The following is an 18720-nucleotide window of genomic DNA, read 5'->3' on the forward strand; positions in this document are numbered from 1 at the left end:
AGTCTGGTGGAAGGGAGCGTCACATGACATGGGCAGGAATCGGTCTACGGGTTCGGAGCGCGGCCGCGGGCGCGCTCCGCGACGAGCGCGGGCAGGGCACCACGGAATACGCGATTCTCGTCGGGGTGCTGGTGGTTATCGCCATCGTGGCAATCCTGGCGTTCCGGGAGCGGGTCTCACAGCTGTGGGAGGCCATAGCAAGCGGCATCAACTCCCTGTGAGTCGGAGGCGGACAGGCCTTGCCGTGGCAGCCCTGGGGTGCGCGATTGCCCTTGCGGCAGGCACGCTAGCCTGCTGCGGAGCATTGCGCGTGGATAAAGACGCGGGGCCTTCCCTGGCGGGTGCTCCCATAGGCGGCACCCCTGGGGACCTTGCGTACAGCGAGGCGGTGGAGTCCAAGGGCTTTGCGAGTGAGACGGAAGACCCCTCCGGCACCAGTGCGGTGCCGGAGGCGGCTGCCAGTCTCGTGCGTGAGTACGAGCAACGCAGTGATTGCGTGCTTGTGAGGTCTGGCTACCTTGACCTTTCGGGACAGGTCTGGAGCATGGTTGTGGAGGGGGCAGGATGGGTCGACGTGTGCATAGTCCAAGATGCAAACGACGGGACAAGCGAGACCAAGGTCATGCACATGGATGTCTCGGAGTGGGCGGCATCCCTCGATGCGCTTGGGTTAGGTGGCTAGCCGAGACGCATGGCCAGTCGACGCTTGAGTACGCACTGGTACTCGTTGCGTTTCTCTCCATGGTGGCGGCACTGGGGCTTGTGTGGCATGCTGCGCGCGACGGCACCCTTGTGCGACTGGCGACGGATGCTGCGTCGCATGGGGCACCTGCAGACACGGTGTCGTGGCTCCAGGACCTCATGGGGTTCTGAGATGAGGGCCCGGGGATGGCGTGCGTTGTGGCGTGACGCGTGCGCTTACGAGAATGGTCAGGCAACCGTCGAGGCGGCAGTCCTTCTTCCCACCGTGATGGTTGTGCTCGCGCTGCTCTTGCAGCCGGCAATGCTTCTCTACACGCATGCAGTGATGAGCGGGGCCGCCGCGGAGGGAGCCCGCCTCGCCACGACTGCAACTCAAGACGAGGTGGACTCCCTCGTGGGCGCCTACGCGAGAAGGAGGCTCAGGGCGGTGCCGGACGTTGCCTGCTTCCATGAGGGCGGCCCTGACGCCTGGGATGTGGATGTCGAGCAAAGCGAAGGTCGCGTGTGCGTGGCAATAGGAGGCCATGCGAGTCCGCTGCCTCTGGTAGGAGTGACTGCGGGGCTGGTTGGCCAGATGGATGAGGAGGGCGTGCTCCTCTCGGCAATGGCCGAGCGGCGCATGCGCGCCGAGTGGGTTGGGGGTGACTATGATGACTGGATTGCCACATGGGACTGACAACATGGCGCCTGGCGCCATCGAAGCACCAGCAAGGCCGCGCTTAGGCCTCTCGCTTTTCTTGGACGACGAGGGCGGCTACACCACGGTTGCCGTGGCGGTGGCGCTGCTTGTGAGCATATCGCTCGTCTTTGCGGCTGCGTCTGCAGAATGGGTGATGGTTCGCTCGTACGAGGTCCAGCCCGTGGCAGATGCCGCCGCGACAGCCGGGGCAAATGCCGTGGCGGCCTATACCACCATTGCACGGGTGCTCGACGCCTGCGTGCTCAGTCTGGGCCTTCTTGGGGTGACAGTCTTCGGCGCGGGCCTTGTGCTCTCGTGCATCCCTGCGGCTGGAGCCTTTGGGGGCAGCGTCTGCGAAGCGGGGAAGGATATCCTCGATGCGCGACGGGATTTCGCACGAAGCTCAGCGGAGGGACTCGAACGCCTTGAGAAGGTCCTGCCTGCGGTCGTGGTCGCCAATTCCGCCGCCTGCGTCGCAGAGAACGCCCATGCCCAAGGGTTGCCCTACGTTGGTTGTGCGGTGCCGTTCCCAACGGAGTCCAAGTCGGACTTCTCGTCGCTTGCTGCCGAGCTGTCATCGGAGGAGATGGAAAAAGACGCCGAGGAGCTGCGAGAACTTGCGGAGCAGGCAGACGAGGCCAAGGCTCTTGCCGACGAGGCTCGCCAGCGTGGGTGGATGGCGGATTGCGGGAGCACTCCCTACTGTCTTGAGGAACGCGCCTCCAAGCTCGCTGGCCTCCCAGGTGAGAGTAACCCTCACTACTCAAATGCAGAGGCGTGGAGCTTTGGCGCGCCTCTGCTGCGGTCCCGTGCGTACTACGCCGCCCGTGCCGCGCAGGAGAAGCCCCTGAATGCGTCGGTGGACGAGCTCACGAACTCCGCTGCCCGATCCGCCTTTTATGGCTATGCGCTCGGGGTGGTACGCAGCGGTGTCTATGTGGAGCATGAGGATGGCTCAGTCGAGATTGATCTTCCGGGCCTCCCACACAACGCCGAGGAGACCAAGGCGTGCGCACTCTACACCGACGACCTCTGGCCCTGTAGCAATGAGTCTTCGGGGACGGTCCTTCATGCCTCGTCCGCGTGCCCGGCGGCAACAGGCCCTTCGGCTGGCTATGCCTCCCTCGAGGACCTTGATGCAGGCACGGTGACACGGTGCGAGACCTGCGGCATGGACCTTTCTGCTATGGGTTCGGTTGCGGCCGCGTCGACCTCCACGTCCAATGGCTTCGAGCACTACTGGCGGGAGATTGTCGAAGCGTCGGAGGACTACGAAGATGCACGTAACCGTCAGGCAGAGGCTGAGAGCGACCTGCGTGACAAGGCGGAAGACGCACACGGCGCCTTCGAGCGCGCCCTCGACCAGCTTTCGGTCGTGCGGCCACGGATATGCCCTCCGGGTGCCTGGGGCTGCGTCGCCGTAGTCGCCAGGGCCGAGGCCACGACTGTGCCTACGGAGCTTACGGCGGCCTTCCTTTCCTCGGGCGAGCTCCCTGCAGGCGCTGCGGTCTCGGCAGCCGCGCTTGCGCCGGATGAATCCACGGCCGAGAACAACGTGCTGGCCAGCTTCTTCGATGGTGTGACCTCGCAGGGATCGGGCTCTGTCTTGGGCGGTGCCCTCGACGGAGTCTGCGGGCTCTGGGGACGCCTGTTGGTGGGGTATGGCTCAAAGTACGAGTCAGTTTCGTCCTCGGTGACGGGTTTTCTCGACGGCCTTGATGGGGTCTTCGGGGGAACGGTGGGGTCATGGCTGCGCGGCAAGATCAAGGAGACCGTCACCGCTTGCGGGTTCGAACCCGTGGACATGAGGCTCATGAAGCCCGTACTTGTAGGGTGGACGCGCGTTCTCGACCAGTCCGGGTACGACGCCGCCGGCAAGGTGCGACAGATGGTCGAGGCACTTCCCGCAGGGGCGAGCTCGTACGACCTTGCAAAGACGCTGGGTGTGTGGGCGGCCGATTCGCTCGGCCATGGTGAGATTACGGTGGCCGAACTCTCGATTCCGGGGACAGACATCTCGATCCCGCTCACCATCAGGCTCGATGACCTCTTGGGGTCACCATGAGCGGGATGAGGAGGTGTGCGGCCTGTGGGCGTCAGCGCGTTGGGAGTCCAGGCAAGCAATCCGGGCAGATGACTGTGGAGCTTGCCGTTCTCGTACCCGTGATCATCGTGGTTGCCCTGATTGTGGTGAATCTCATGGAGTTCGTGGACGCCTGCGCGGCGTTTGATCGCCTGAGTCTCGACGAGGTCATCGCCGAAGGCGTTTCCCCAGCAGGGGAGCAGAGCATGACGGCTTCGGTCGCTGCGGTCGAGGAGGCCCTTCGCTCCGCGCTGGGCCGGGAGGAACGCTGTGACGTTGAGGTGCGAGCGGAGCGTGTCGTTGCGGGGGAGGGCGAGCGGCTTCTTTCGGTAGCCCCGCTCCTCACGCGCTACACCTGCACGCTTGTGTTTCGACCATGGCCCAGAGAGCTTCGGCTTCCGGGCATCACGTACGTCGCTCCGCTTGAGTTGCGGCACGAGCGAACGCTCGTTATCGATAGGTACCGACCGGGGGTGGTGGTCTGATGAGGTGGATGTGCGTCGAGATGGAGAGCCCGACAGTCGAGCAGGACTCGCCTGCGTTGGGGTTCAGGGTCCTCTCATCATGGGTTGAGAAACTCATAGGTCTTCTCGGAACCGGGCCGTCTGCGCTGCCTGTGGCACTCATGAGGTGCGGCTCGATTCATACGTATGGGATGGCGTATCCCATTGACGTTGCGATTGTGGGAAAGTGCGGAGAGGTGCTCGCCTCCGTGCGGGCGCTGCGGCCAGGGCATGTCCTCTCCTGTGCCGAGGGGTTCTGTGTCTTCGAACGCCCTGCAAGTCCCTGTCCGTGGCCGGGTGTGGGAGAGACGCTGCGAGTCGCCTCGCTCTCGTTTGTTCCCCGGCGTGCGGCGCAGCGGTGCGCTGGGCTTCTTGAGCCTGTAAGGGAGGTGATTGGGTCATGAAGGCGTACAAGACAAAGGTGTGCCCCCGTTGCGGCGAGGTGCTTTTTGCCGACATGCACGTGTGCTACGGATGTCTGTACGAGTTCCCTGCCGAACAGGATGGCGCGGCAACACGCGATAGCGAGAAGCCCGTGGAAGGGGAGACGGGCGCAGCCTCGCAATACGCTGAGCTACCCGAGCTTAGGGAGGACGAGCCATTCCTGTGGGATGCCGGGCTTTCCCCGATGGAGTCGGCTCCGGGGTGGGAGGACGACACCTTGGACCTTTCCGTCGCTGACAGCCCAACCGACGCAGGCACAGGCGGCCCACGCGACGCAGGCGTGGAGACCTCGCCACCTCCTAGCGAGATCCTCTGCTGGGTGCGCACGCCATCTGCCGACGTGCGGCTGCCCATACCCGAGAAGGGCCTCGTTCTAGGCCGTGACTCCACGAGCGACGTCGTTCTCCACTCCCGTGCCGTGTCTCGCTCGCATGTGCGAATACTCCCTGCGGGAGAGGGCGAGAAGGGAATGCGTGTTGTAGACCTGGGGGCCACTAACCCGGCAACGTTCTCCGGAAGGGAGGTGAGAGGGGAGGTTCTCGTCCCACTTGGTTGGACAGTCTCTGTCTGTGGCACTTTCGTCACGGCGGTGCAGGCCGAGTTGTGACCTGCGCTCTGCTATTCTGGGGTCGCGATGCCACAGGATTTTCCACAACCATGCATTGGGGGACTCTATGAGAGACCGGCGCCCTGTTTGTGCCTCAAGATATCACCGGCTATTGCTTCTCACCTTGTCGCTGCTCACGCTGCTCTTTGCTGTAGCGCTTGGTGTCACTCCGGCACGGGCAGACGACTACAGCATGACGAAGACAAACATCAACGCGAGCCTGGACATAGCCGGAAAGCTCACTGTGACCGAGGTGCGCACCTTCGACTTCGACGGAGACTTCCATGGTGTCTACTGGAAGATTCCCAAGGGGAAGAACAGCTCCAACGGGCGCACGGTGAGCGTGCAGGTGGAAGGTGCGGGCGTGGTCGAGGGCGGCAATGCCCGACTGTTCACGGAGACCACCTCGGGTGCGAACGAGACGTACTCAATCACCGATATGGGGTCGTATCTGCAGGTGAAGCTCTACTCTGCCCAGAGCGACACCACGACACAGTTCTTCATTATCTACGTTGCCGACGGCATTGCCACGCGCTGGTCTGACACGGGGGAACTGTACTGGAAGTTCGTCTCGGACGGCTGGGACGTCGAGTCGCAAAACGTCACCTGCACCGTCACGCTACCCGTACCCGAGGGGGAGTCGGTCAAGGCGGGAGACAACGTTCGCGCCTGGGGACACGGCCCGCTGGATGCAAGCCTGTCTTTTGATGGGAATGAGGTTGTCTACACAGTCCCAGGAGTTGGCTCCAGCGAGTACGCCGAGGCTCGCATCGCGTTCCCCGCAAGCTGGATCTCCGACTGTCCCGAGACGTCGGGTACCATGCTGAGCTCCATCCTTTCGGAGGAGCAGAAGAACGCTGACGAGGCGAACGCCCGCCGCGCTGCGGCACGCTTTGCCCTGTACGGCTTGACGGTTGCCTGTCTTGCCGTTGCGGTTGCTGCGATTGCGGCTGCCGTTATCGCAAAACGCAAGTACAAGGAGACCCACACCGCGCAGTTCGATGACGATTACTTCCGTGACGTCCCCACGGGAGACCACCCTGCTGTCCTTGCAATGCTCGTCTCGGATGAAGATCCGGGCTCTGAGGCGCTCACCTCATCCCTCATGCGCCTTACCGACGAGCATGTCGTCAAGCTCGACAAGGTCAAGTTGGAAAAGAAGAGGATGTTTGGCTCGAAGCAGGTGGATGACTACCGTGCGTCGCTCGTGGGAGAGGTGCCCGAGCCAACGATGGGGACGGCCCAGGAGCGCAAGTCTGCCCGATGCGTTGACCTTGAAACCAAGAAGTTCCTCTTCAAGCAGCTCGCAGGTAAGATCGAGCCGCCGGATGATCCCTCGTATACTGGACACGAGCCGGCGCTCTACTTCTCTACCATCAAGGATTACGCAAAGAGGTCTTCCGAGAAGTACGCAAAGGCCTACGAGTCTTGGCAGGGCACCATCAAGGGCGAGTACCTCCGACGCTTCTCGGGCAATGGCTCTCTCAAGGGGACTGGTCGAGGAACTGCGCTTGCGCTCGGTTCGCTCTCGATCTTGGCAGCCATTCTCGAGGTGTTCGTCGTGGGCGTCTGGTTCGGCGGTGACCCTCTTCTCGTCCTTCCGGTCGCTGCCATCTGTGGCGTTTGCGGTGCGATTACCCTATTCATGATGAGCGAGAACCATATGAAGGACATCAGCCTGGAGGCCGTCGAGGCAAAGGCTAAGGTCATCGCCCTTAAGCGCTGGCTTACGGAGTTCACCCGCCTTGAGGAGGCGGTACCGGGTGACGTTATCCTCTGGAACCGCCTGCTGGTGATGGCGGTGGCGCTTGGCGTTGCAGATGAGGTCATTGAGCAGCTCAAGATGGTGAAGCCCGAGATTATCGACAATCCGGACTTCATGCCGGTCTACTACTGGTACTACGTTGGCCGGTCCGATATGGCCTCTCCCGCGGATGTCTTTACCAGTGCTGTTCACGAGGCCTCGGTTGCTGCGATTGCAAGATCCTCCGACTCAAGTGGCGGCGGCTTTGGCGGCGGCTTCTCGTCCGGCGGTGGCGGCGGCTTTGGCGGTGGCGGCGGAGGAGGTGCCTTCTAGCGGCATCAGCTCGCCTCGCCGACTTCTTTTCGTCAACCCGTGCGGGCACGTGCATCAGAGCATTACCCAACAGAAAGTGCTTCTCTCGTATGAGTTTGGGGTTCTCTTGGCTCTGGCTCGTGGAGCCTCTTGGAATCGAATATCATCAGTGCGGACTACTTGAGTGCGTGCCGAACGCCCCGGTGCAAGATATGCGGGGCATTTGGCATGAATGCGGTCAACTAGTAGGCGTGTGCGCGCTGCTGCTGCACTGGTGGCAGCTGAAGGGAGAGAAATGTATAACGTGCGCGAGATCAACAAGGATACGTGGTGGCTAGGCGCATCCGATCGCAGGATTCAGCTGTTTGAGAACACCCATCCGGTCCCCAATGGCATGTCATACAACAACTTCATCATCATGGACGAGAAGACCTGCCTTCTCGATGGCGTGGACGAGTCCGTCTCTCGCCAGTTCGAGGAGAACCTCGCGCACGTCCTGAACGGCCGCACCCTTGACTATCTCGTGATTGATCACATGGAGCCCGACCACTGCGCCGTTATTCCAGATCTTGTCCAAAGGTGGCCCAACCTCAAGCTTGTGGGAACCCCCAAGACCTTCGATCTTATCCGCCAGTTCCACGGATTTGACCCCGAGCCCCATGCCATCAAGGTCAAGGAAGGCGACACCCTCTCCCTGGGTCGGCATACCCTTCAGTTTGTCCTTGCCCCCATGGTTCACTGGCCTGAGGTCATGGTGACCTTCGACCAGCTCACGGGCACGCTCTTCTCAGCAGATGCCTTTGGCGGCTTTGGTGCCATAGGTGGTGCCATCTTTGCCGACGAGGTTGACTGGGAGCGTGACTGGGCCGACGAGGCGCGTCGCTACTACGCCAACATCGTGGGCAAGTACGGTCCTCAGGTTGCCTCGCTACTCAAGAAGGTCTCGAAGCTCGACATCAAGGAGATTGCTCCCCTGCACGCGCACATTTGGCGTCGCGACTTTGACCAGATTCTTTCTCTCTATGCCAAGTGGGCAGCATATGAGCCCGAGGACAACTCCGTTGTCATCTACTACGGCTCGATCTATGGCGGAACCGCCAACGCTGCGGACATTCTCTCTGTCAAACTGGCCGAGGCGGGTGTCCACAACGTGCGCGTTTACGATGTCTCCAAGACCTCTGTCTCGGAGCTGGTCTCCCAGGCATTCCGTTCGCCGACGCTGGTCTTTGCTTCTGCGACGTACAACATGGGCATCTTTGACGGCATGCGCGAGCTTCTCGAGGACCTTGCCGCCCACGCGATGAAGAACCGTACCGTGGGCGTGATTTACAACGGCTCGTGGGCCCCGCAGGCCGGGCATCTCATGCTCGACGCCATCCAGAAGATGAAGGGCATGGAGATTCTCGATCCGCACGTGCACGTGACCTCTGTGGTGGACGGGTCCGCGCTTGAAGAGCTTGACGCGCTTGCCGCGGCGATTGTGAAAAAGCTTGGCAAGTAGGGAAGTCTAGGGCTGCATGATAGACGGCGGGGCTCCGGATAACCCGGAGTCCCGCATCTTTTGTGCTGGGGCATTGCGGAGAGAGCAGCTAATGCCGCCGAAGAAGATGAGGCTTTGGGGTCGAGCGGAACTTTTGAGAGAGCCGAGGGGTCAGGCAATCTCTCCATATGTCATCTAGTGCCGTATGGCAGACAGCCATGTGACTGCCTGCCGGGTTTGTACGGATGGGAGCGAACCGCTTGCCGACCCGTATGACTCCCAAGGTCGTGACGTCTCTCAGCGGTATATGCGGGCACCGAGGCAAGCAGGTGCCCTACCAGAAAACCAGCGCGGACGCTCTGGGCAGAGGTTGTGGAGGTTACCGGCGAGGGCGAGAGGCGCATGCGCTCCCGGCCGACAAGCGCTCTTGGGACCCCTTATCAAAATTCGAAGCCCCGCATCGCTTTTTCGCAGATGCGGGGCCTAATTCACTGGTGGCGGGGAAGGGAATCGAACCCCTGACACGGGGATTTTCAGTCACTTGTGCCAACGGGACCCGCGAAATCTAAGAACGAATCAGCAGGTATTTATGGTATGTCTGGACACTGAGGAACCAAAGTCCCATACTATTTGGTGTACACATGGTGTACAGCGTGGTGTACACGGGTTCAGACACCTGATTGGGGGTGCGATGGGAATGGCGGCCGAGGAGAGGTACCAGAACGCATTCGTTCGCAGGCTTGAGCACCGCGAGGGCAGGCCATGGCAGGGCGTCTTGAAGTACAGGGGCATCGATGGCTCTTGGAAGCAGAAGACCCGAATGTTCGACCGTGAGACGGTGCGCACAAGGACACAGGCCAACGCCGCCCTGGCAGCGTGGAAGGCCGAGGAGGAGCGCGACGCGCTTGCCGTGGACGCGCTCATGCCCGTGACTGAGTATGTAAACCGCTTCATAGACGCACGCGAGGCGGCGGGAGAGATCGAGGCATCCACCGTCACCGACTACAGGAAGAGCGCCAGGAGGATGCAGGAGGCGTTCTCCGCCCTCCCCCTGCGCGACCTCGACAGCAAGGCCGTCCGCGCGTGGAAGGATTCGCTTGTCGCCCGTGGGCTTGCGCCGTCCACCGTGACAAAGGCTCTGAGGCTCCTGCACATGGTCTGCGGGCAGGCCGTCATGGACGGCGACCTCCCAGACAACCCGTGCCAGGGCGTCAAGGCCCCGAGCCTGGGGAGCGGCAAGAGGGCGAGGAACGCGCTGAGCGACGCGAGCATGGACAGGCTCATGGCGGCGCTGGACGGGTCCGGGCCGACCCCGTTCCACACAGCCGTGCAGCTGGCCGTACGCACGGGCATGAGGGAGGGCGAGATATGCGCCCTCAGGTGGCGTGACGTTGACCTTGTGGGAGGCCGTATTCATGTAACCCACGCCATAGGGCAGGCGGGCGGCAGGTTCTACGTCAAGGCTCCCAAGAACGAGGGCAGCGTCCGCAGCATCGCAATCCCGCACGACCTCATGGTCGTTCTAAAGGCTCATAGAGACGCTGTGAGGGGCGATTTAGCGGCGGGCGGCATGAAGAAGGGGCAGAGGGGCTATGAAGCCGCATTCGGCGCTCTCTATGTCGTGGGGGATGTGGAGGGCGGCTTCCTCTCGCCCACGCTGCTCTCGCGCGAGTGGAGGGCGCTCGCGACCGCGCTGGGCATCGTGGACACGCAGGGCAGGCGGGCCACCTTCCACGACCTCAGGCACACGTTCGCGACCGTAGCCATCGCGGCTGGCGAGGACATAGCGGGGGTGTCGGGTACCCTCGGGCACTCCACGGTGAGCACGACGCTCAACATCTACACGACCGCGAGGGAGAGGAGCAAGGAGTCAGCCATGGGTGCCGTGGAGCGGGCGCTCAGGGAACACGCCCCGGCCCAGGTGGTCAAGTTCGACCGCGACGGGACGCAGGGTTAGCGGTAAAAATTCCGAGGGTGGGGAAACCTGCAAGTCGTGACGAAGGGCATAGGCATGAGCAGTGGCTCGTTCTTCATCAACGTATCCGATGGCCTGACTGACACGAGGGATGTGTTGACATCCGTTGGGCAGGCGTGCGGCACGACCATAACGGGCGCTCCCGGGCTGGTACGCCCATGAGCACCATAGACGTTCACCCCCGCATTCATACGAGGCATCCTGAGATATCGGTCGGCGACGTGGTGGCTGCGATGCGCGGCATGGTCTGCTACCATCAGAGGGAGAGTGGTGAATGGCTTTCGGTGGGATTTGACGAGAGGAACAGGCTGCTTGAGCTTGTCTATGTGTATGATTCCGTCAAGGACGGCTTTCTCGTGTACCACGCGATGACGCCGCCGTCCGGGAGGACGCTGAGGGAACTCGGGCTTGAGAGGAGGGGGTAGGTATGGCAGAGAGCGACTTGGCCGCGAGGTACGGACTCTCCGAGGAGTGGATTGAGGCGAGCGCGGAGAGGTACGAGCGTGGCGACTACGAGGAGTCCAGCGCCCCCGTGCATATGGGTTCGCACCTCGATGCGGTGGGCACCAAGCGCGAGACGGTGACCTACGACGCCGCCGACGTGCAGGAGGTGAAGCGCATCGCCAAGGAGCGCAGGGTCAGCCGCGCCGACATATACCGCGACGCCCTGAGGAGATATCTCAGCTCGGTCGGCTAGAGGACCCGTCCGGCAGCTACACAAGAGGTTACATAGGCCCGCCACCCCTCAGACCGTGGGCAACGCGAGGGGGTGGCGGGCTTCCTGTATGATTGTAGCAGGGCAACGCGACAACCAGGAGGCAGACCGTGGGCAACGAACAACCGGAGCAGGCGGACGAGACGGGCGAGCATGAACTCGAGCTGTCGGAAGCAGCAGTGCAACAATGGGCAGACCCCATCCGAGTGCTGCCGCCCATGGGTTTGTCAACTATCCACGCCGAGGAAGTCTTGGGGCACGATGACTTCATGCTCCTCATAGAAGAGCGTGAGCGGCTGGCCGAGAAGCTGTTTGAAAAACGCACCGTCGAAGAGGCCATGGCCAACCCACACCCACTGGATCACGCATCCTCATATGTGTTCGACAGGAAGTCGCCCGTAATACGCGAGATTTACAGGAAGCACGGCGGCAATAGGCTCGGGAAGAGGCTGAGGGACTACCGCAAGCAGGCGGGCCTCAGGCAGGTGGACGTCTACGCGAAGACAGGCATAAGCAACCAGCTGCTGGAAGACATAGAATCCGGGAAACGCGAGGTCACCACCATTGAAGCCGCTTTGCTGGCGGAAGCCTATGGGGTACCTATGCCCGTGCTCTTGGGGATAGAGACAGAGGATGAGCACGGGTTGTTAGAGTCATTCCGTAAGATGCCACTGGCCAAACGCAGAGCGTTGCTGGACCTATTCACGGAAGGTACATAACCGTAGTTTTCTATTGCTCCGACGGCGTTTGGACCCTCTGGGGCTTGCCTACCAATAAAAAACTACTGTTCGCTGGCTATCGTGAGTACATAACAGCAGGTAGACAGCTTGTCTCGCCCTCCCGCGTGTCGTATCTTCCGTTCCAGAAGCCCCCGCAATTCCGCGAGGGGCAGAGGAACGGAGGTTCCACCATGGAACGAACGCGGGCAGTGGCACAAGGACCGATGATGAGCGCCAACGAGGCGGCGCGGCTCATAGGCTGCTCGGGCAAGCATGTGCGGGCGCTGTGCATGCGCGGCGAGCTGAGGGGCGTGAAGCTGGGCAAGTGCTGGCACATCAACCGCCAGGCGCTCATGGAGAAGCTGGGCCTGACCGAGGCGGGGGCGATGCCCCATGAGTAGTCAGAGGAAGGCCCCCGGGGCGGTTGCAGCCACCACGGAGGCCAAGGACGAGGAGATGGGAACCCCCTCGCAGACGATGGTAGCCAATAAGGCACGCGAGCGCATGGCACAGGCCCTCGCGTGGGTGGAGGACAACCCCACGGCATGGGCCTACGTCGAGCAGGAGGCACTGTCGCGTGCTTCAAGAGGCCTAATGGTCAGCCCACAGGAGCTGTTCGAGTTCGTGCGCTGGCATGACTTCACCAACGCGGCGGGTGGGCACACCACGGTGAACAACACCCTGATCCCGGCCCTCAGCAGAATCCTCACGGCGAGGCACCCCGAGCTTTCTCCCCTTGTGGAGCGCAGGGCAAGCGCCTACGACGGCCTCTGCGGCGAGGTGGCACGATGAGTGCCGCACGGAGGGGTGAACGCGGCGCGGGCTTCGTCTACCCCAGGCTCACCCTCGTGTTCGAGTGCCCCTGCTCAACGGGGTGCAGGGGATATGACCGCGACGCTTGCAGCATGGCGGGGGTGGTTGCCGAGGTGCCCAAGTCTATCCTCGCCTGTCCCTCGGGGACCTACCTCCTGAGGCGCGAGGACGGCGACCGGAAGGTGGCCGCGCATGACGCCGGATAGCATCGAGAACATCCCACAGGAGATGAGGGAGCGCCCCCAGTGGGTGTGCCACCGCGACGGCGACAAGGTGCCGATAGACCCCAAGACGGGCCGCAGCGTCAAGGCAAACGACCCTACAACGTGGGGCACGTTCGAGGAAGCCGTGGCGTGGGCCACGGGGCACGGCGGGGGCGTGGGGTACGAGTTCGCCGCCGATGACCCCTTCTGTGGGATTGACCTGGACCATGTGATAGGCGAGGGCGGCACGCTCACGCAGGAGGCCCGCGCAATAGTTGACTCACTGGACACCTACACCGAGGTCAGCCCGAGCGGCTCGGGGCTGCACCTCATAGCGCGGGCGGAGAAGCCCGAGGGCAGGAACAAGCGCACAAACGATGACGGTACGGCAATAGAAATGTACGGCCGTCTGCGCTACTTCCGCATGACAGGCAACGTGTTCGAGGGCCACGGCTCAATCAACGACCGCCAGGAGGCCGTGGAGGCAGTCCACGCCCGCTACATCGCCAAGCCGCAGGAGGGGCCGTCACGACCCGCGAGCACGGTGCGGGAGGAGCTGGACTGGGATAGCGAGGTTGTGGCCGTGGATACGCTTGTGCCGCAGCATCCCGCCCAAGGTGCGACGCCAGGCGCGGAGACAGTCATGGACCGCATGCGCCGAAGCTCGAAGTGGGGCGATATATCTCGCCTGTGGGAGGGGGATACGTCGTCCCACGGCGGGGACCACTCTGCGGCTGACCAGGCGCTGTGCAACCACCTCGCGTACTATTGCGACCGCGACGAGGCCATGGTGGACGAGCTTTTCCGCCGCTCTGGTCTCATGCGCGACAAGTGGGACGAGGTTCATGACGGGGAACACACCTATGGCTGGATGACGATTCACGATGCGGTGACAACGTGCCGCGAGTGCTACTCCGAGCGCCACACCACGAGAGAGCCAGCGGCAGGCACAGCCACAAAAGGAGAGTGGAGAAGTCTCATGGGGTGGATAGACGATGACGTGCCAGAGGACCCCGAACTCATAGCCGGGCTTCTCAGGAGCGGAGAGAAGTCGATTCTTTACGGCGCGTCCAAGGCAGGCAAGTCGTGGGTGTCCATGCACCTGGCAGCGTCACTCGCGGCAGGAATCCCGTTCCTCGGGCACGAGTGCGTCTCTGGGCCTGTCAGGGTCTGGTACCTCAACCTAGAGATCCACGACAACATGTTCAGGAAGAGGATGCGTGGGATATGGCGCGCACGGGGCATCGACCGCGACGCACAGGCTCTTTTCATGTGGGAGCCGAGGAGCAAGGCAGTGAGGAGCGCAGCGGACGCAGAGAGCGCCACAAACGACCTGCTGTGCATGGTGTCAGCAGGTGACTTCGTAGTGCTCGACTGCCTTTATATGATGCTCAACGGGGGCGACGAGAACTCGGCACAGACTATGCAGCCCATGATGAGGCAGTTCGACCGCCTCCTCACGGAGGGCGGGTGCTCGGGGGTGTGGCTTGTGCACCACCAGGCGAAGGGAGCGGCAGGCCAGAAGTCCGTCATAGACCGTGGCGCAGGCTCTGGCGTCTCCTCGCGGTTCGTAGACAACGTGTTCTCGCTCAACCACCTGGACGCCGACCCCGACAGCGAGTTCATCTCGCAGGCAAGCGCAAAGAAGCTTCACCCGCGCCGCCTGTCCTGCGTCATGCGCAACGCGGAGGATGACGAGGACGTGGACTTCCTGTTCGGCGGACCACGGCTGGTGCCAGTCACAGACGGGAACCTCGCGGACTTCTATGTCACGGGAAGCCCGCAGGCCAACGGCAGGCACGCGAAGAAAGCGAACGAGGAGCGCGCAGAACGCAACTGGGCCAAGAAGGTGGCGATGGTAGAGGCTGCCATTGCTGCCGCTGAGGCCGAGGGAGCGGAACCCACGAGGGGGTATGTGGTCAACTGGTGCACCGCAAACCACTCGGAATACGGCGTAGACAGAACATCAGAGAGCACCTTGGAGAAGTGGTTCCAGCCCAGCTTCGATAGAATGCCGTTCGTCATGGACAAGGGCAGCAAGACCGTAGTGGCCGTGGATGGATGACAACCGCTTAAGGGGCTACCGTCCATCCATCCGTCCGCGAATGACTTCTGAATATCCCACAGGAGGGAGCGTCCATAGACGGATGGACGCTCTACTCTTTAGCGGTAGACATCCATCCATCCACGTACCCCCCACTACCCGACCACCCCTCTGAAATAATCCGCGTGGACCGGCGGCCCCTCCACGAATTTTGACTGGCTGGCCCGAAGTAAAAAATTTCCCACTAGAAGCTTCACCCGCGCCTAGTCATTTGTTCGTGTGGGATTCCATGTCCTCGCGTATGAGCCGCTTGATGTACCCCTGTTTGTTGGGCTGTGCGGACAGCCATTCCCAGAGGTCTGCCTCTGTGGGGTAGAAGCGTGTGGTCAGCTGCCTCACGCTCTCCTTGCGGTACCTCTCGCTGGCCCTCTTCTGGGCCTCCGAGACTGCCATCAGCGCCTCCCTCGCGAAGGGAAACCGCGAATGTGGTAACCAATGTGGTAACCAGCATAGTAACCAAGCGCCCCGAAGCAAAGCCCCCGCACCGCATTTACGCAGGTACGGGGGCCTTTCTTATGGTGGCGGGGAAGGGAATCGAACCCCTGACACGGGGATTTTCAGTCCCCTGCTCTACCAACTGAGCTACCCAGCCAAAAGGCTTGCTCTTGCAAGCTCGTTTACTATATCAAACCGGAAGCAGACGTCAACGCCAAAGTTTCGCCAAACGAGAAAATCATCGTTGTGCTGTGGCTTGGAACTGGGCCTGATGGCTTTGGGGATGGCTTGCTTGTTGGATTCCCTGGGTCTCTCAGCACTGATGGCGCTTGTGTGGCAGAGGTTGGCCATCGTGCGTACGCACGACGGAGAAAAACTGGCAGGTTGGGGCCTTGACTGAGATGTTATGGCAGAACAGGTCCGTTGTGCGTACGCACGACTGACAATTCCTGACAAGGCTTCGGCGTTTGCCCAGTTGGGCGAGAGAGACACGTCAACGATTTGGGGTTGTGCGTACGCACGACAGCACTTTTCTGCCACACGGCGGCTATGAAAGGGTCAATTGGGCAGAAAATCCCAGTTGTGCGTACACACGATGGCACTTTTCTGCCAGCAGCGAGATTTTGGACGGCCAGCGATGCCCAAGCGGTGAGACTCCGCGGTTTGCAACGCCGGCACTCCCGCCGCCCGGCCCCTATGCAAGCCGAAACGACTTTCCGTCCTCGTCGAATGCCACGGGCTTCGTGCGCCCCACGAAGTACGAGCTCACAACCTCGCGCGCCGATGCCAGCACCGCCGCCTCGTCCTTCTCGGCAACTGCCTCGCGGCTCACCTCTACCCAGAGCGACTGTCCACCGCACGCATCGCGCAGCCGCACGCGCGCGGGAATGCCTGCGTTGAGCAGTGCCTCGTTGACGTCCGCAATCTCCAGGATGTTGACAACCTTCATCTCTCGCGCCCCTTCTCGCGCATCCACGCGAATACGAACTGCTGCTGGATTCCGCCCCACACCGGGTCCCACGTCACGTGGTACTCGCGCTCGGCTCGCTTGATCCAGGTGTCACGCGGCACTGCCTCGAGATATCCCAACCCAAAGAGGCAGATGCAACTTGCCACCTTAGGACCAATGCCTGCGCTCTCCTCGAGCTCTTCCATGGACTCCTCGAGCGTGACGTCGCTACGGTCAAGCCGCATGGGATGCCACGTGGCCGCGCGCTCGGCAAGCGCCTCAAGGTAGGGCCTGCGGTATCCCAGCTTGAGTCCCTCGGCAAACGACTCGTCGGCGAGAAGCGCCGCCAGCTCGCCTGGTCCAGGGACGTATCCCGCACCCGCGTCGAGCAGTGCGTCCATCGTCCTCTGTATGCGTGCGATGTTCGAGTTCTGCGACACAACAAAGCTCACGGTAGTGTCCCACCAGTTCTGCGCAAGCACCCGGATTCCAGCGCCCACGCGAATCACCTCGTCAGGCATCGCAAGCTCGCCCAGAATCTTCTCGTAATCCACGTCGAGGGCCAGGTAGTGGCACCAGAAGGCAAGTTCGCCGACCTCAACGTCTTCCCCGTTGGCGCGTCGCACGCACACCGCGCCCTGCTCGGCACCGCCCTTCTGCGAGAGCAGGCAGCGCCTGTGACCGCTGGCCACGAGCCAGCCATTCTCGACCTGCCGCCACGTGAAGACCTGACCCGATGCGGCAACGGCATCAAGCGAGAAAAGCGCGGTCTCAATCGTCGCCATGGAGACGCCTAGAAGCGCACGGAGAACTCGGTCTCGTCCGGGACGGGCGCGATGTCCTCCTTGGCGTCGATGGAGTAGCGGATGGGGAAACGCCGGTAGCTCTCGAGGAGGCGCGTGAAGAACGTGGAGACAGTCTCATCCGGCCCCTGGAGCTCCATGCTCACGGAACCGTCCGGCTCGTTTCTCACCCAGCCGGTGAGTCCAAGATCAAGTGCCACGCGCTGGCTGGTCCACCTAAAGCCCACGCCTTGGACCTGGCCCACGAAGCGCACGCGGATGCGCCGCGTGCCACCGCCGCCAGCCGCCGCTGCGCCGCCAGTCGTCGCGTTGTCCCTTCGCCTGCCCTCGTGCCTTTTCCCAAACATGGTACCTCCCTCGAACGCCCGCCTGCGTCACCAAGCCCCCTGCCGGCTTTCCATTTCTCGTGGTTGTTGCCTGCGCAGCAGCCCGCGTACACGGGTACGCTTACAATACTACCCGGATATCAAGGGCAACTGAGGAGACCACATGGCGACCAAGTGCAACATCATGACGGACTCGTGCTGCGACTTTTCCGTCGGGGAGGTCGAGCAGGCGGGCATCACGTGCCTCTCGTTCACCTACACCGAGGCCGGCAAGCCCGACGGTGGCCTCTCGGGTGTCGATGACCTCTTCCAGTCCCGCACCGCCCATGAGTTCTACTCCGCCATCGAGAACGGCGCTTGCCCCATGACCTCGCAGCCCTCGCAGATGGCCTACGAGGAGGCGTTCGAGAAGGCCATTGCCTCCGGTGTCCCCACGGTCCACTTTGCCCTCTCCAGCGGCATCTCCGGCGCGTATAACGGTGCCGTTACGGCCCTTGAGCGCGTGCGCGAGAGGCACGGCGGCACGCTCCCTACGCCCATCTACGTTATTGACTGCCTTATCGGCTCCACCACGCAGAACCTACTTGTCCACGCTGCCGTCGAGAAGCGCGACCAGGGTATGACCGCGGAGGAGATTGTCACGTGGGCCGAGGATGCGCGCTTCCACGCGCACACCATCTTCATGGTGGACAACCTCGACGCGCTGCACCGCGGCGGACGCATCCCCAAGTCGGTTGCCGTGGTGGGCGGTCTTCTCGACGTGAAGCCGCTTCTCACCTTTAACCTCGACGGCTCGCTGGCCATCATGGGCATGGCGCGCGGGCGCAGGAAGGCCATGCGCAAGATGGCCGACTTCTACGAGGAGCTCCACGATTCGTCCTACCTCGGCCATGTGGTGGCCATTGGCGACGCGGACTGCGTGGCCGACGGTGACTCGCTCGCCCGCATACTCAAGCCGTCCGAGCACGCGCTCAAGGTCTATCGCTCCACCATTGGCCCAACCATCGGCTGCCACGTTGGGCCCGGCATGTACTCCTGCTGCTTCTGGGGTCCGGACCGTCGCGATGACAGGTACAACGATGCCAAGAACAAGGGCAAGTCGGCCAAGTAGGCACGTCTCGCCA

Annotated in this window: 21 protein-coding genes and 1 tRNA gene; 17 read left to right on the forward strand and 5 right to left on the reverse strand. The window is 62.4% G+C overall.

Annotation, left to right across the window (positions count from 1 at the left end):
- Positions 1–23 precede the first annotated feature (23 nt).
- The 16 genes from E0E00_RS13025 (at position 24) to E0E00_RS13100 (ending at position 15044) form a co-directional block, all read left to right on the forward strand.
- The gene (locus E0E00_RS13025; RefSeq protein ID WP_130812971.1) at positions 24–221 is read left to right on the forward strand and encodes a Flp family type IVb pilin; all 198 of its coding nucleotides are present in this window, start codon (positions 24–26) and stop codon (positions 219–221) included.
- Between the two features lie 89 nt (positions 222–310).
- Positions 311–682: a hypothetical protein gene (locus E0E00_RS13030; protein WP_130812972.1), complete on the forward strand. Its 372-nt coding sequence runs from the start codon at positions 311–313 to the stop codon at positions 680–682.
- Between the two features lie 192 nt (positions 683–874).
- Complete coding sequence (locus tag E0E00_RS13035; protein ID WP_130812973.1) at positions 875–1378, forward strand: TadE/TadG family type IV pilus assembly protein; 504 nt, start codon at positions 875–877, stop codon at positions 1376–1378.
- Positions 1353–3446: a hypothetical protein gene (locus tag E0E00_RS13040; RefSeq protein ID WP_242622274.1), complete on the forward strand. Its 2094-nt coding sequence runs from the start codon at positions 1353–1355 to the stop codon at positions 3444–3446. The genes E0E00_RS13035 and E0E00_RS13040 overlap by 26 nt, the downstream gene beginning before the upstream one ends.
- Positions 3443–3949: a hypothetical protein gene (locus E0E00_RS13045; protein ID WP_242622275.1), complete on the forward strand. Its 507-nt coding sequence runs from the start codon at positions 3443–3445 to the stop codon at positions 3947–3949. The genes E0E00_RS13040 and E0E00_RS13045 overlap by 4 nt, the downstream gene beginning before the upstream one ends.
- Before the next feature lie 418 nt (positions 3950–4367).
- The gene (locus E0E00_RS13050) at positions 4368–5018 is read left to right on the forward strand and encodes an FHA domain-containing protein (protein WP_130813150.1); all 651 of its coding nucleotides are present in this window, start codon (positions 4368–4370) and stop codon (positions 5016–5018) included.
- Positions 5019–5211: 193 nt separating this feature from the next.
- Entirely contained in the window at positions 5212–7095 is a 1884-nt protein-coding gene (locus tag E0E00_RS14750) for a DUF2207 domain-containing protein (protein WP_207302765.1), read from the forward strand.
- A 274-nt stretch (positions 7096–7369) separates the two neighbouring features.
- Entirely contained in the window at positions 7370–8575 is a 1206-nt protein-coding gene (locus E0E00_RS13060; RefSeq protein WP_130812974.1) for an FprA family A-type flavoprotein, read from the forward strand.
- Positions 8576–9245: 670 nt separating this feature from the next.
- On the forward strand, positions 9246–10511 hold the full coding sequence (locus tag E0E00_RS13065; RefSeq protein ID WP_165443704.1) for a tyrosine-type recombinase/integrase: 1266 nt from the start codon (positions 9246–9248) through the stop codon (positions 10509–10511).
- A gap of 176 nt (positions 10512–10687) precedes the next feature.
- Positions 10688–10954 carry a hypothetical protein gene (locus tag E0E00_RS13070; protein WP_130812976.1) on the forward strand — a complete coding sequence of 89 codons (267 nt, stop codon included), beginning with the start codon at positions 10688–10690 and terminating at the stop codon, positions 10952–10954.
- A gap of 2 nt (positions 10955–10956) precedes the next feature.
- Positions 10957–11226, forward strand: coding sequence for a CopG family transcriptional regulator (locus E0E00_RS13075; RefSeq protein ID WP_130812977.1), 270 nt, complete (start codon positions 10957–10959; stop codon positions 11224–11226).
- 128 nt (positions 11227–11354) lie between these two features.
- Positions 11355–11963 carry a helix-turn-helix domain-containing protein gene (locus tag E0E00_RS13080; RefSeq protein ID WP_130812978.1) on the forward strand — a complete coding sequence of 203 codons (609 nt, stop codon included), beginning with the start codon at positions 11355–11357 and terminating at the stop codon, positions 11961–11963.
- Between the two features lie 191 nt (positions 11964–12154).
- Entirely contained in the window at positions 12155–12364 is a 210-nt protein-coding gene (locus E0E00_RS13085; protein ID WP_130812979.1) for a helix-turn-helix domain-containing protein, read from the forward strand.
- Positions 12357–12755 (forward strand): hypothetical protein, encoded by a 399-nt coding sequence (locus E0E00_RS13090; RefSeq protein WP_130812980.1) that lies wholly within the window; start codon positions 12357–12359, stop codon positions 12753–12755. The genes E0E00_RS13085 and E0E00_RS13090 overlap by 8 nt, the downstream gene beginning before the upstream one ends.
- Positions 12752–12982 (forward strand): hypothetical protein, encoded by a 231-nt coding sequence (locus E0E00_RS13095; protein WP_130812981.1) that lies wholly within the window; start codon positions 12752–12754, stop codon positions 12980–12982. Before E0E00_RS13090 ends, E0E00_RS13095 begins: the two co-directional genes overlap by 4 nt.
- Positions 12969–15044, forward strand: coding sequence for an AAA family ATPase (locus tag E0E00_RS13100; RefSeq protein WP_130812982.1), 2076 nt, complete (start codon positions 12969–12971; stop codon positions 15042–15044). Before E0E00_RS13095 ends, E0E00_RS13100 begins: the two co-directional genes overlap by 14 nt.
- 246 nt (positions 15045–15290) lie before the next feature.
- Here the strand turns inward: E0E00_RS13100 and E0E00_RS13105 are convergent, their stop codons facing one another.
- The 5 genes from E0E00_RS13105 to E0E00_RS13125 all read right to left on the reverse strand — a co-directional run bounded on the left by E0E00_RS13105 (position 15291) and on the right by E0E00_RS13125 (position 17617).
- Positions 15291–15476 carry a hypothetical protein gene (locus E0E00_RS13105; protein WP_130812983.1) on the reverse strand — a complete coding sequence of 62 codons (186 nt, stop codon included), beginning with the start codon at positions 15474–15476 and terminating at the stop codon, positions 15291–15293.
- 123 nt (positions 15477–15599) lie between these two features.
- Positions 15600–15675, reverse strand: a tRNA-Phe gene (locus E0E00_RS13110).
- Positions 15676–16212: 537 nt separating this feature from the next.
- Positions 16213–16467: a hypothetical protein gene (locus E0E00_RS13115; protein WP_130812984.1), complete on the reverse strand. Its 255-nt coding sequence runs from the start codon at positions 16465–16467 to the stop codon at positions 16213–16215.
- Positions 16464–17252: a DNA glycosylase gene (locus E0E00_RS13120; RefSeq protein ID WP_130812985.1), complete on the reverse strand. Its 789-nt coding sequence runs from the start codon at positions 17250–17252 to the stop codon at positions 16464–16466. Before E0E00_RS13120 ends, E0E00_RS13115 begins: the two co-directional genes overlap by 4 nt.
- Positions 17253–17260: 8 nt before the next feature.
- Positions 17261–17617, reverse strand: coding sequence for an acylphosphatase (locus tag E0E00_RS13125; protein WP_130812986.1), 357 nt, complete (start codon positions 17615–17617; stop codon positions 17261–17263).
- 142 nt (positions 17618–17759) lie between these two features.
- Here E0E00_RS13125 and E0E00_RS13130 point away from each other — a divergent pair, with 142 nt between their 5' ends.
- Positions 17760–18707, forward strand: coding sequence for a DegV family protein (locus E0E00_RS13130; RefSeq protein ID WP_130812987.1), 948 nt, complete (start codon positions 17760–17762; stop codon positions 18705–18707).
- Positions 18708–18720: the final 13 nt, after the last annotated feature.

Origin of the sequence: Olsenella sp. Marseille-P4559 (assembly GCF_900605015.1) — a bacterium.
Taxonomy (GTDB): Bacteria; Actinomycetota; Coriobacteriia; order Coriobacteriales; family Atopobiaceae; genus Tractidigestivibacter.

Bases quoted from the DNA above. Each gene is read 5' to 3' on its own strand.
- E0E00_RS13075 (WP_130812977.1), top strand. From the start codon at position 10,957: ATGGCAGAGAGCGACTTGGCCGCGAGGTACGGACTCTCCGAGGAGTGG.
- E0E00_RS13025 (WP_130812971.1), top strand. From the start codon at position 24: ATGACATGGGCAGGAATCGGTCTACGGGTTCGGAGCGCGGCCGCGGGC.
- E0E00_RS13060 (WP_130812974.1), top strand. From the start codon at position 7,370: ATGTATAACGTGCGCGAGATCAACAAGGATACGTGGTGGCTAGGCGCA.
- E0E00_RS13125 (WP_130812986.1), bottom strand. From the start codon at position 17,617: ATGTTTGGGAAAAGGCACGAGGGCAGGCGAAGGGACAACGCGACGACT.
- E0E00_RS13120 (WP_130812985.1), bottom strand. From the start codon at position 17,252: ATGGCGACGATTGAGACCGCGCTTTTCTCGCTTGATGCCGTTGCCGCA.
- E0E00_RS13130 (WP_130812987.1), top strand. From the start codon at position 17,760: ATGGCGACCAAGTGCAACATCATGACGGACTCGTGCTGCGACTTTTCC.
- E0E00_RS13065 (WP_165443704.1), top strand. From the start codon at position 9,246: ATGGGAATGGCGGCCGAGGAGAGGTACCAGAACGCATTCGTTCGCAGG.
- E0E00_RS13050 (WP_130813150.1), top strand. From the start codon at position 4,368: ATGAAGGCGTACAAGACAAAGGTGTGCCCCCGTTGCGGCGAGGTGCTT.
- E0E00_RS13085 (WP_130812979.1), top strand. From the start codon at position 12,155: ATGGAACGAACGCGGGCAGTGGCACAAGGACCGATGATGAGCGCCAAC.
- E0E00_RS13105 (WP_130812983.1), bottom strand. From the start codon at position 15,476: ATGGCAGTCTCGGAGGCCCAGAAGAGGGCCAGCGAGAGGTACCGCAAG.
- E0E00_RS13095 (WP_130812981.1), top strand. From the start codon at position 12,752: ATGAGTGCCGCACGGAGGGGTGAACGCGGCGCGGGCTTCGTCTACCCC.
- E0E00_RS13035 (WP_130812973.1), top strand. From the start codon at position 875: ATGAGGGCCCGGGGATGGCGTGCGTTGTGGCGTGACGCGTGCGCTTAC.
- E0E00_RS13070 (WP_130812976.1), top strand. From the start codon at position 10,688: ATGAGCACCATAGACGTTCACCCCCGCATTCATACGAGGCATCCTGAG.
- E0E00_RS14750 (WP_207302765.1), top strand. From the start codon at position 5,212: ATGACGAAGACAAACATCAACGCGAGCCTGGACATAGCCGGAAAGCTC.
- E0E00_RS13090 (WP_130812980.1), top strand. From the start codon at position 12,357: ATGAGTAGTCAGAGGAAGGCCCCCGGGGCGGTTGCAGCCACCACGGAG.
- E0E00_RS13115 (WP_130812984.1), bottom strand. From the start codon at position 16,467: ATGAAGGTTGTCAACATCCTGGAGATTGCGGACGTCAACGAGGCACTG.
- E0E00_RS13100 (WP_130812982.1), top strand. From the start codon at position 12,969: ATGACGCCGGATAGCATCGAGAACATCCCACAGGAGATGAGGGAGCGC.
- E0E00_RS13045 (WP_242622275.1), top strand. From the start codon at position 3,443: ATGAGCGGGATGAGGAGGTGTGCGGCCTGTGGGCGTCAGCGCGTTGGG.
- E0E00_RS13040 (WP_242622274.1), top strand. From the start codon at position 1,353: ATGACTGGATTGCCACATGGGACTGACAACATGGCGCCTGGCGCCATC.